Here is an 11,658-nt window from a genome sequence, read left to right as displayed (position 1 = left end):
GGCCCCTTCTTAACGCCTCCGGTAGAGGAAGGGCACCTTCTTAACGCCGCGCCCCGCGTCCCGCGCCGCGCCCACGACGGCGCCCACTACCGCGTCGAGGGCGGCGGCCACCTCGTCCGGGGTGCCGTCGCCGTCGAGCGTGACGAACGAGCCGAACTCCGGCAACGCCCGGTAGGCGGCGTCCAGCGCGCGCAGGTGTGCCAGCTCCTCGGTGTCGATGCCGCGCGCTGCCACCCGCCGCTGGGCCACCGCCGGCGAGGTGGACAGGAAGCACACCACCGCCGGGCGGGGGAAGACCGCGTAGACCACGCGCACCACGCGCCGTCCCCGGTCGCCCCGGGCCGCCATGATCACGTCCTGGCACCAGGTCCACCGGTCCAGCACCGCCACCCGGCCGGTCAGGCGGGCCACCGCCACGGTGCGGGTCATCGCCACCGCGCGCACCGTCGCCTCCAGGACCGGATAGAGGGTACGGCCGAACAGCGCCACCCCGTCCGGCCGGCCGAGCGCCCGCGCCAGCCGGTTCCACAGCGGCCGCCCACCGGCGTTCTCGAAGTACCGCGCCCGGACACCCCGCTCGCCCAGCCGCGCCGCGAGCGCCCTGGCCTGGGTGGTCTTGCCGGAACCGTCGACGCCGATCAACGCGATCAGCAGAGGGCGGGCCACAGCCCCGGACGCTAACGCACCCGGGCAACGACGTGTCGGGTCCGGGCCGGCGGCTCCGACCCACCGGTGAGCGCGCCAGACCGGGACGCGCCGCGACGCGGAGGAACACATCATGGGCACTGTCATCTACGGGGTGCACACGTCGGTCGACGGCTTCATCGAGGGGCCGGACGGCGAGTTCGACTGGCCGCAGATGGGGGAGGAGCTGTCCGCGTACTCGATCGGGCTGGCCGCGCGGGCCGACGCCTTCGTCTACGGGCGGCGGGTGTGGGAGATGATGTCCTCCTACTGGCCGCAGGTCGAGTCGATCTCCGACCACCCGCACGACCTGGCGTTCGCGCCGGTCTGGCGGCGTACCCCGAAGGTCGTGGTCTCCCGCACGCTCGCCGAGGCTTCCCACGGCGCCGTGGTGGTCGGCGGCGGCGACCTGGCGAAGGAGTTCGCGCAGGTCCGCGAGCGGTTCCCCGGCGACCTGCTGGTCACCGGCGGCACCGGCGCGGCAACAGCGCTGGCCGCGCTGGGGCTCGTCGACACCTACGAGGTGATCGTGCACCCGGTGGTGCTCGGCGGCGGGCGGCAGGTGCTGCCCGGCCTGGCCCGGCAGCACCTGCGGCTGGTCGAGACGCGCGCCTTCGACGGACGGTCGGTGCTGCTGCGCTACGCGCGGGCCTGACGGCTCAGCGGCCCCGGCGGCGGGGCCGGTACGTGGCGAGCGCGGCCGGCACACCGCGCCGCACGATGCCGGCCCGGTCGCTGTCCCCGCGCAGCACCGCGGCGGCGGTCTTGCGGGCCTGCTCGGCGGTGAAGTGCGGCGGCAGCATCAGCTCGGCCGGGTCCACCACCGCGTTGACCACCACCGGACGGTCCGCGTCGAGCACCCGCTGCCACAGGCCGTCCACCCCGGCGGGGGAGTCGACCAGCTCACCGCCGAGACCCAGCACCTCGGCCCACCTGTGGTACGCCACGTCCGGCAGGTCCTGGCTGTCCGGGAACATCGGCGTGCCCTCGCCGGAGCGCTGCTCCCAGCTGACGAACGCCAGCTGGCGGTTGTTGAGCACGAGCACCACGAACCGGGGGTCCGGCCACTCCCGCCAGTACCTCGCCACCGTGATCAGCTCGTTGACGCCGTTCATCTGCATCGCCCCGTCGCCGAGCAGCGCGATCACCGGCCGGTCCGGGTGGGCGAACTTCGCCGCCAGCGCGTACGGCATCCCGCCGCCCATGGACAGCAGCGTGCCGGAGAGGCTGGCCAGCATGCCGGGGCGGACCCGCACGTGCCGGGCGTACCAGGCGGTGACGGTGCCGCAGTCCACCGCCAGCATGGCGTCGTCCGGTAGCGCGTCGTCGAGCGCGGTGAACAGCGACTGCGGGTTGACCGGGTCGGCCGGCTGCGCGGCGACCTCGCGTTGCGCGGCCCGCCACTTGCCGGTGGCGTCGGCGAGGGTGGCCCGCCAGGCGGTCGGGCCCGGCCCCGGGCCCAGCTCCTTGAGCAGCGCGCGCAGCGTCGGCCCGGCGTCGCCGGTCAGGTTCACCTCGGTCGGGTAGCGCAGCCCCATCCGGGTGCCGTCGATGTCGATCTGCACCGCCCGCGCCTGACCCTCCGGCGGGTAGAACTCCGAGTACGGCATCTGGCTGCCGACGATCAGCAGCCTGTCGCACTCGCGCATGAGCTGCCAGCTCGGGCGGGTGCCGAGCAGGCCGATCGCGCCGGTCACCCAGGGCTGCCGGTGGTCGACGGCGGTGAAGCCGAGCAGCGCTGTGGTGACGCCGGCGCCGAGCCGGTCGGCGATCCGGCGTACCTCGTCCTCGGCGCCGAGCGCGCCCTGCCCGACGAGCATCGCCACGCGCTCGCCGCCGCGCAGCACCTCGGCCGCGCGGCGCACGCCGGCCTCCGGCGGCACCGTCGGCTCGCTGCTCGGCACCACGCTGGTGTGGTAGTAGCCGTGCGCGTGCGGCGGGTCGGGCACCGCCGGCAGGTCCTGCACGTCGGAGGGGAGGACCAGGGCGGTCACGGTACGCCGCGCCAGCGCCGTGCGGCAGGCCCGGTCGACCAGGTGCCGGGCCTGGGACGGGTCGTCGAGCTGGGCCAGGAAGGCCGACGCCACGTCTTTGTAGAGCGCGAGCAGGTCCACCTCCTGGTAGTAGCCGCCGCCCTCGGCGGGCAGCGCGGTGTGCCCGAGCAGCGCCACCACCGGCTGGTGGTCGAGTTTCGCGTCGTAGAGGCCGTTGAGGGCGTGGATCGCGCCCGGGCCGCTGGTCACCACCACGCAGCCGAGCGGACCGCCGCCGTACTTGACGTGCGCGCCGGCCGCGAATCCGGCGGTCTCCTCGTGCCGTACCTGGATGAACCGGGCCCGTCCCTCGGCGCGTTGCAGCGCCGAGGTCATGCCGTTGATCCCGTCGCCCGGGTAGCCGTAGTAGCGGTGCACGCCCCACTGGGCGAGCCGGGCCACCAGGTAGTCGGCGACGGTGGCGTCGCGGGGGAGGTTGCCGTCGTGATCCGCGCCCATCGTGGTCCCCTCCGTCGCGTCGACCTCCCGGCTTGCTTCCCCGCCCGGGGCGGCGGAAACCCGGCCCGTGCCGGGGCGGCCGGGTGGGCCGGGCAGAATCGCCTGGTGCCCGTCCACGAGATCACCGACCCCGACGACGACCGGATCGCCGACTACCGCGCGCTCACCGACGTGGAGCTGCGTACCCGCTGGGAACCGCCGCACGGGCTGTTCATCGCCGAGGGGGAGCTGGTGCTGCGGCGGGCGCTGCGGGCCGGTTACCCGGCCCGGTCGTACCTGGTCGACGCCAAGCGGGTCGACCAGTTCGCCGACCTGGACACCGGCGACACGCCGGTGTACGCGGCCACGCCGGACGTGCTCCAGCGCGCCACCGGCTTCCACGTGCACCGGGGCGTGCTCGCGTCGTTCCACCGCAAGCCGCTGCGCCCGGCCGACGAGGTGCTGGCCGCCGCCCGGCGGGTGGTGGTCCTGGAGGACGTGAACAACCACACCAACCTGGGCGCGATCTTCCGGGGCGCCGCCGCGCTCGGCGTCGACGCGGTGCTGCTGTCGCCCACCTGCGCCGACCCGCTCTACCGGCGCAGCGTACGGGTCAGCATGGGCGAGGTGTTCGCGGTGCCGTACGCCAAGCTCGACAGCTGGCCCGAAGGGCTGGACCAGGTCCGGGCGGCCGGTTTCACGGTGCTCGCGATGACACCGGCGCCTGATGCCGTACCGATGCAGCGGCTGACCCCGGCGCAGCGGGAGCGGGCGGCGCTGCTGCTGGGCGCGGAGGGGCCCGGCCTGACCGCCGCGGCGCAGGCGGCCAGTGACGTGCGGGTGGTGATCCCGATGCGGCGCGGCGTGGACTCGCTGAACGTGGCCGCCGCGGCGGCGGTGGCGTTCTGGGAGCTGGGACGCGAGGACGCGCTCTGACCAACGGGCTTGCATGACCATGCGAGACCGTGCATAATCTTCCTTGTGTCCAAGGTTCTCACCTCCCTGCCCATCGGCGAACGTGTCGGCATCGCCTTCTCCGGCGGCCTCGACACCTCGGTAGCCGTCGCGTGGATGCGCGACAAGGGTGCCGTCCCCTGCGCCTACACCGCCGACATCGGCCAGTACGACGAGCCCGACATCGCCTCGGTGCCCGGCCGCGCGCTCAGCTACGGCGCCGAGGTCGCCCGCCTGGTCGACTGCCGCGCCGCCCTGGTCGAGGAAGGGCTGGCGGCGCTCACCTGCGGCGCCTTCCACATCCGCTCCGGCGGGCGGGCCTACTTCAACACCACGCCGCTGGGCCGCGCCGTCACCGGCACGCTGCTGGTGCGCGCGATGATCGCCGACGACGTGCAGATCTGGGGCGACGGCTCGACGTTCAAGGGCAACGACATCGAGCGGTTCTACCGGTACGGCCTGCTGGCCAACCCGCAGCTGCGGATCTACAAGCCGTGGCTGGACACCGACTTCGTCACCGAGCTGGGCGGGCGCACCGAGATGTCGGAGTGGCTGCTGGAGCGCGGCCTGCCCTACCGGGACAGCACCGAGAAGGCGTACTCCACCGACGCCAACATCTGGGGCGCCACGCACGAGGCCAAGACGCTCGAACACCTGGACACCGGCATCGAGACGGTCGAGCCGATCATGGGCGTCAAGTTCTGGGACCCGTCCGTGGAGATCCCTGCCGAGGACGTCACCATCGGCTTCGACCAGGGCCGCCCGGTGACGATCAACGGCAAGGAGTTCGGCAGCGCCGTCGACCTGGTGCTGGAGGCCAACACCATCGGCGGCCGGCACGGCCTGGGCATGTCCGACCAGATCGAGAACCGGATCATCGAGGCCAAGAGCCGGGGCATCTACGAGGCGCCCGGCATGGCGCTGCTGCACGCCGCGTACGAGCGGCTCGTAAACGCCATCCACAACGAGGACACGCTGGCGAACTACCACAACGAGGGCCGGCGCCTCGGCCGCCTCATGTACGAGGGCCGCTGGCTGGACCCGCAGGCGCTGATGCTGCGCGAGTCGTTGCAGCGCTGGGTCGGCACGGCGGTCACCGGCGAGGTCACGCTGCGGCTGCGCCGGGGCGAGGACTACTCGATCCTGGACACCACCGGCCCGGCGTTCAGCTACCACCCGGACAAGCTGTCGATGGAGCGCACCCAGGACTCGGCGTTCGGCCCGGCCGACCGGATCGGCCAGCTCACCATGCGCAACCTCGACATCGCCGACTCGCGGGCCAAGCTGGAGCAGTACGCCTCCGTCGGCATGGTCGGCGGCGGCACCCCGCAGCGGGTCGTCGGCGCCGCCCAGGCGGCCTCGACCGGGCTGATCGGCGCCATGCCGCAGGGCGGCGCGGAGGCCATCGCGTCCCGGGGCGTGCCCACCGCCGAGGACGAGGCGCTCGACCGCGCCGCGATGGAGTTCGGCGTCGACTGACCGCCGCTTGTGTCTGACCGCCCGCCGGTCCCGCCTCTCCGGTGGGCCGGCGGGCGGTGTGGCTTTCGGCGACGGTGGTGACGCAGGGTAGCGTATCGCCCGTGTTCCCTACCGTGCGTGAGGTGCTGGACCTGGTGCCCGTGCGTCACGGCGCGCCCCGCCTGGTCGCCGGGAACGCCGGACTGGACCGGTCGGTGCGCTGGGTGCACATCGCCGAGGTGCCGGACATCGCCACCCTGCTCGGCGGCGGGGAACTCGTCCTGACCACCGGGATCGGGCTGCCGGCCGACGACGCCGGTCTCCGCGAGTTCATCGGCACCCTGGCCGACGTCGGGGCCTCCGGGCTGGTGGTCGAGCTGGGCCGCCGCTACCTCACCGGAGTGCCCCGGGTGATGGCCGCCGCCGCCGAACGCCGCGGCCTGCCCCTGATCGAGCTGCGCCGGGGCACCCCGTTCGTCCGGATCACCGAGGCGGTGCACGCGCTGATCGTGGACGCCCAGCTCACCGAGCTGCGCGCCACCGAGGAGATCCACCAGCGGTTCACCGAGCTGTCGGTGGAGGGTGCCGAGCCGGCCGAGGTGCTGCGGCAGGCCGCCGAGCTGGCCGGCTGCCCGATGGTGCTGGAGAACCTCTCCCGGCAGGTGCTCGCGTACGACCCGGCGGGGGAGAACGCCGAACTGCTGCTGGACGGCTGGGAGCGGCACTCGCGGCAGATCCGCCCGCCCGGGCGGACCGCGTACGACCCGGACAGTGGCTGGCTGGTCACCACCGTCGGCGCGCGGGGACAGGACTGGGGACGGCTGCTGCTGCGCTGGCCGGCGACCGAGTCGCCCCCGCCGACCCGGCTGACCATCCTGATCGAGCGGGCCGCCTCCACGCTGGCCCTGGGCCGGCTGATCCGGCGCGACGCCGAGGGCCTGGAACGACAGATCCACCGCACGCTGCTGACCGCCCTGATCGACCACACCCGCCCGGTGGACGAGGTGGCGCTGCGGGCCAAGGCGCTCGGCGTCGTTCTGGACCGACGGCACCTGGTCGGCGTCGTGGTCCGGCACCGCGCCGACGAACTCGCCGGTGATCCGGGCACCCCCGACGACGAGGCCACCCCCGCCCGGCGCGGCACGCGCCGCGACGCCGACGCCGAAGGTCCGCAGGCCGGCCCGGCCCGCCTGCGCGACCTCGCCGAGGCGGTCAGCCAGGCCGTCCGGGACGCCAAGCTCACCGCGCTGACCAGCCCGCTCGACGACCAGGCGGTCGGCGCGCTGCTGGCGCTGCCCGACCCGGCCGCCGAGGAGAAGGCCCTCGCCGCGTTCGCCACGGCGTTGCGCCGGGTACGCCTCGACGCCGTCCCCGCCGCCCGCTCGGCTCGACCGGCCGACGCTACCGACCGGCCCGGCGGTAGGGCTGTGGCGTCCGGGAACGGGCGGCCCGTCGACGCGCCGCCCCGGGCGGCGATCGTGGTGGCGGCCGGGTCCGGCGTGGGCAGCCTGCGCGAGGCACGCCGGTCGCTGATCGAGGCGCGGCAGGTCGCCGAGGCGGCCCGGCGGGATCCCCGGGATCTGCCCTGCTACCGGCTGCCGCACGTCGGGCTGGCCGGGCTGCTGCACCTGCTGCGTGACGAGCCCCGGTTGCAGACGTTCGTCGAGCGTGAACTCGGGCCACTGCTCGCCCACGACGCCCGGCATCCGCGGGAGCAGTTGCTCGGCACCCTGCGGGCGTACCTGGAGCAGGGGCGCAACAAGTCGGCCGCGGCGGCTGCCGCGCACCTGTCCCGGCCGGCGTTCTACGAGCGGCTGGCCCGCATCGGCCGCATCCTCGACGCCGACCTCGACTCGGTCGACAGGTGCCTGTCCCTGCACGTCGCCCTGCTGGCCCTGGACGCCGTCCGCACCCCCTGACCCCGCCCACCCTCCTCGCCCCGTCGGGCCTGCCCGCGTCGATCATGAAGTTGACGGTGCCGATCCCGGACAAACCGCCGGTCCAACCTCGTGATCGACGCGGCTGGGTGGAGCGGGGTGGGGTGGGAGGGGGAGGGGTCAGGTCAGGACGGTGAGGGTTTTGGCGTACAGGGCGGGGACGTAGTTGTCGCCGCCGGGGGTGAACACGTCGGAGGTCGCGGCCGCCTGCCAGGCGGCGTCGGGCAGCGCCGCCACCAGGGCGCGTACCACCGGGGCGTCACGCCACTGGTCCTGCTGGGCGAGCAGGCTCAGCGCGACCACCGACTCCTCCACCTCGCCCACGCACTCGAACGGCTTGTGCCCGTCGATGCCGAGCAGCTCCCGGTAGCCGGGGACCTGGGACTCGTCGGCCAGCAGGTCGCCGCCGAAGATGCCGGTCAGCCGCTCGCGCGGCATGAACGGCGCCATGGCCAGGAACACGAACCGGCACTTCGGGCAGTCGCGGCACCAGCGCTCGGTCGCGTCGCGCAGCTTGAACGCGGCGTTGCAGCTCGTCACCACCGCGTCGTACCTGTCGATCTCGGCGAAGAGACGGGCGATGTGCAGCTCGGACAGGGAGCGCAGCAACGAGAAGTACGGCTCGGTGAGCCCGGCGTGCTCGGCCAGCGCGGCTCGCAGCAGCCCTTCCGCCTCGACGCCCTTCGACCACTGGTGGTTGATCTCGTGGCCGTTCCAGATCAGGTTCGGGTCGGAGGCGGAGCGCTCGTTCGACATCACCACCGGACCGAGCCCGTGCAGGACGGCGGTGGCCACCGCGATCAGCGAGTTGATCGCGGTGACCGGGATGTGCCCGTTGCGCGCGCCGGCCGCGTTCAGCTCGAACAGCACCGGGTCCAGCCGTCGCCGGGCGGCGAGCGGCACCAGGTCCGACGCCTCGTTCACCGACACGATCACGTGGTTCGGGTTGACCGAGAACGGCACCGGGTCGAGGCCGGCACGGCGCAGCGCCTCCAGCGTGACGATGGAGTCCTTGCCGCCGCCCACCGCGGACAGCGGGCGGCGGTCGGAGTTGTCCACCGGCACTGCCGGATCCACGGCGCCGGACGGCACCTCGGGACGCAGTTCCAGCACGTGCGGCAGCTCGTTGCGGTACGCGTACTCGGCGAGGCCCTTTGTGTAGACGGCGGTGACCAGCTCGACGGCGGCGGCGCCCAGCGGCGCCGGCAGCACCAGCCGGGGCGGCGCGGCGGCCTTGTAGTAGCTGACGCCGGCCACCACGTGCAGCAGCTCCAGCACCCGGGCCAGGGTGGCCGCCGTGGCGTCGGTGACCGGCTCGGCCGGCAGCGGAAGCGTGATCACCTCGGTGAATCGCTGCTCGCCGTCGGGACCGGTCAGGGCGTAGTCGAACAGGACCTCGCCGGTGGCGAAGTCGATCGAGTAGGACGGGAACGTGAAGGCGTCCATCCGCCGCAGCTGCTCGTTGGGCACACGCCATACTAGGCCCTGGTTCGTCCGGCCGTGTCCGGCTGGGCCGGACCCTGCCCGCCGTGCGTCGACCGAGTCCGAGGAGAGCCCGTGCGTCTGTCTGATCTGCGCGGACGTCATGTCGCCGTCTGGGGCGCCGGCCGCGAGGGCCGGGCCGCGGTGACCGCGATCGCCGCGCACGGGCCGGCCGGCCTGGTCGTCGTCGACGACAGCGCGAACTTCCTCACGCTGCCCTGGGACGGTCCGCTCGCCGCCGCGGCGCCGCTCGTCACCGGCGAGGAGGGCTTCGCGCGCCTGGCCGCCGCCGACGTGGTGGTCCGCTCGCCGGGTGTGCCGAACACCCACCCGTGGATGGTGGAGCTGCGCCGCCGGTCCGTGCTCGTCACGCAGGGCAGCGCGCTGTGGATGGCCGACCACGCGGACCGGACCGTGGGGGTGACCGGCAGCAAGGGCAAGAGCACCACGTCGAGCCTGATCAGTCACCTGCTCACCGCGATGGACCGGCCGAACGTGTTCGGCGGCAACATCGGGGTGCCGTTGCTGGACCTGCCCGAGGCGGAGCTGTACGTGCTGGAGCTGTCCAGCTACCAGTGCTCCGACCTGACCGACTCGCCGCGGGTGGCGGTGGTGACAGCGCTGTTCCCCGAGCACCTGGACGCGCACGGCGGCGAGCGGGAGTACTACCGGGACAAGCTGAACCTGATCGCGCACGGCCCGCACGCCGTGGTCGTCAACGGCGCCGACCCGCGCCTGACGGCGGAGCTGGGTGACCGGGCCGCGATCCGGGCCGGCGCGCCGGACACCACGCACGTCGCCACCGGGCCGGACGGCACGCGGTGGTTCCACCTGCGGGACACGCCGCTGTTCCCGCGCGCGGTGCTGCCGCTGGTCGGGCGGCACAACGAGGGCAACCTCTGCGTCGCGCTCGCCGTGCTGGAGGCGCTCGGCGTCGACGTGGTGGCGCGCAAGGACAGCCTCGCCGTGGCGGTGGCCGAGTTCCAGGGCCTGGCGCACCGGCTCACCGAGATCGCCGACCCGTCCGGGCTCACCTTCGTCGACGACACGCTCGCCACCAGCCCGTATGCGGCCATGCACGCGATCGACGCGTACGAGGGGCGGCCGTTGACCGTGATCGTCGGCGGCGCCGACCGGGGGCTGGACTACAGCCCGCTGCGTGCCCACCTGGCCGGCCGGGAGATCACCGTGATCGGCGTGCCGGACAGCGGCCCCCGCATCGTGGAGGCGCTGTCCGGCTTGCCGTCGGTGCGTACCGAGCTGGCCGACGACCTCGTCGCCGCCGTCGGGCTGTCCCGCGATCTCACCCCGGCCGGCGGGGTGGTGCTGCTGTCCCCGGCCGCGCCGAGCTACGGCCGGTTCCGCAACTTCGAGCACCGCTCCGAGGTGTTCGCACAGGCGGTCGCGGACACCGCCCGCTGAGTCAGCCGCGGTCGGCCCGGGCGTTCCCCGGCGGCCCCGGCTCGGCCGACAGGAGCGCGTCGAGCGACTCGGTGGGTGCCGCACTGTCCACCGGCTCGCGCGGCGCGGGCGCCGTCTCAATGGGCACCGTGTCAGTCGCGGCGGGCGCCGTCGCCGGGCCGGCGTGTGTCGCCCGTCGCTTGACCGGCGTCCAGGCGAACGCGAGCGCGCCGCCGACGAGCGCCAGCAGCATGCCGATCAGGAAGCCGCCCAGGTTCGAGGTGAGCCAGGAGACCAGCCCGAGCACGAGGGAGACCACCGCGTAGAAGACGCGTTGCTGCGGCGTGGTGATCAGCAGTACGCCGCAGATGACCAGGACGAGGGGGACCAGGTACGCGGCCAGCCCCTGCGGCCCGACGTGCAGCAGCACCCCGAGCGGCGCGCGCAGTGTCACGAGCATCTCCGCGCCGCCGAGCGCGATGAGCAGCCCGGCGGTGAACGGCCGGGCCTGGCGCCAGCGCCGCCAGCGTGTGCGTACGCCGGCGGCGGGCGCCGAGTGCTGTCCCGCGCTCACCTCAGCACCCTTCGGAGCTGAAGCCCATGCGCAGGTTGGGCAGGGTGAACACGGCGGCCGTGGTGGCGTAGTTGTTCTGCCGCAGGTTGGTGATGGTCACGCTGTCGGCCTGCTGGGCGAACACACCCGGGTTGCCCTTGACCCCGGGGACCTTGTCGACGGTGCTGGCGTCCTGGCCCACGTCGATGTTCTTGAAGGAGGCGTTACCGGCGACCTCGTCGCCGTCGACCACGAGCGTGCGGGCGGTCACCGGCTTTCCGGAATTGCCGGCGGTGATCCGCAGATTCGTCCCGCCCAGGTTGATGCTCTGGCAGAGATTCGTCAGTTCGGCCTTGTCGATGGCCGAGACGATCACAAGTACCTGCCCGCCGGTGTCGCCCTGGTTGGGGCTGTCCGGGATCATCTGGTCGAGCGTGGCGAACTGCTCGAAGCCGGTGCCCTCCAGCTTGTCGGCGGTGACCGTGAACGGCATGCCCGAGATGGCGAACTGCGCGCCGAGCACACCCTGCGCGGTCAGCACCACCATGCCGGCCGCGCCGGCCGCCACGGCGCCGAGCGTGACGGCGAACCGGCGCCAGCGCACGCCACTCCGCGGTTGATCGGTCTCGATCTGCTCGATCTGCTCCGACATGCCGGCCCCTTTCGAGATCAATTCATTCGCGACGATGCGAGTGGGATTCGCAAGATGTGCGCGCCG

At 73.6% G+C, this 11,658-nt stretch carries 10 protein-coding genes; 5 read left to right on the top strand and 5 right to left on the bottom strand.

The window, feature by feature from the left end; genetic code table 11:
- Positions 1–9 precede the first annotated feature (9 nt).
- On the bottom strand, positions 10–666 hold the full coding sequence (locus AB0B20_RS20705; RefSeq protein WP_357472543.1) for a thymidylate kinase: 657 nt from the start codon (positions 664–666) through the stop codon (positions 10–12).
- A 112-nt stretch (positions 667–778) separates the two neighbouring features.
- On the opposite strand from AB0B20_RS20705, the gene AB0B20_RS20700 reads away from it, so the two are divergent.
- On the top strand, positions 779–1,339 hold the full coding sequence (locus AB0B20_RS20700) for a dihydrofolate reductase family protein (protein ID WP_357388036.1): 561 nt from the start codon (positions 779–781) through the stop codon (positions 1,337–1,339).
- A gap of 4 nt (positions 1,340–1,343) precedes the next feature.
- On the opposite strand, the gene AB0B20_RS20695 is transcribed toward AB0B20_RS20700, so the two are convergent.
- The gene (locus AB0B20_RS20695; protein ID WP_357472540.1) at positions 1,344–3,176 is read right to left on the bottom strand and encodes a thiamine pyrophosphate-requiring protein; all 1,833 of its coding nucleotides are present in this window, start codon (positions 3,174–3,176) and stop codon (positions 1,344–1,346) included.
- A gap of 102 nt (positions 3,177–3,278) precedes the next feature.
- Between AB0B20_RS20695 and AB0B20_RS20690 the strand changes: the two genes are divergently transcribed.
- The 3 genes from AB0B20_RS20690 (at position 3,279) to AB0B20_RS20680 (ending at position 7,486) form a co-directional block, all read left to right on the top strand.
- On the top strand, positions 3,279–4,091 hold the full coding sequence (locus AB0B20_RS20690; RefSeq protein WP_357472640.1) for an RNA methyltransferase: 813 nt from the start codon (positions 3,279–3,281) through the stop codon (positions 4,089–4,091).
- A gap of 45 nt (positions 4,092–4,136) precedes the next feature.
- Positions 4,137–5,588 (top strand): argininosuccinate synthase, encoded by a 1,452-nt coding sequence (gene argG / locus AB0B20_RS20685; RefSeq protein WP_357472536.1) that lies wholly within the window; start codon positions 4,137–4,139, stop codon positions 5,586–5,588.
- 101 nt (positions 5,589–5,689) lie between these two features.
- Positions 5,690–7,486: a PucR family transcriptional regulator ligand-binding domain-containing protein gene (locus AB0B20_RS20680; protein ID WP_357388040.1), complete on the top strand. Its 1,797-nt coding sequence runs from the start codon at positions 5,690–5,692 to the stop codon at positions 7,484–7,486.
- Positions 7,487–7,624: 138 nt separating this feature from the next.
- Here AB0B20_RS20680 and AB0B20_RS20675 read toward each other — a convergent pair whose 3' ends face one another.
- Entirely contained in the window at positions 7,625–8,974 is a 1,350-nt protein-coding gene (locus AB0B20_RS20675) for a hypothetical protein (protein ID WP_357388042.1), read from the bottom strand.
- An 87-nt stretch (positions 8,975–9,061) separates the two neighbouring features.
- On the opposite strand from AB0B20_RS20675, the gene murD reads away from it, so the two are divergent.
- A complete protein-coding gene (gene murD / locus AB0B20_RS20670) occupies positions 9,062–10,408 on the top strand; it encodes a UDP-N-acetylmuramoyl-L-alanine--D-glutamate ligase (protein WP_357388044.1) in 1,347 nt (448 codons plus the stop codon).
- A 1-nt stretch (position 10,409) separates the two neighbouring features.
- On the opposite strand, the gene AB0B20_RS20665 is transcribed toward murD, so the two are convergent.
- Positions 10,410–10,961, bottom strand: a complete 552-nt coding sequence (locus tag AB0B20_RS20665) for a DUF6114 domain-containing protein (RefSeq protein WP_357388046.1) — start codon at positions 10,959–10,961, stop codon at positions 10,410–10,412.
- 1 nt (position 10,962) lies between these two features.
- On the bottom strand, positions 10,963–11,592 hold the full coding sequence (locus AB0B20_RS20660) for a DUF6230 family protein (protein ID WP_357388048.1): 630 nt from the start codon (positions 11,590–11,592) through the stop codon (positions 10,963–10,965).
- Between the last annotated feature and the right edge of the window lie 66 nt (positions 11,593–11,658).

The sequence above is a fragment of the Micromonospora sp. NPDC049151 genome (assembly GCF_040648395.1).
Lineage (GTDB): Bacteria > Actinomycetota > Actinomycetes > Mycobacteriales > Micromonosporaceae > Micromonospora.
This window is presented reverse-complemented; position numbering and strand designations above follow the sequence as displayed.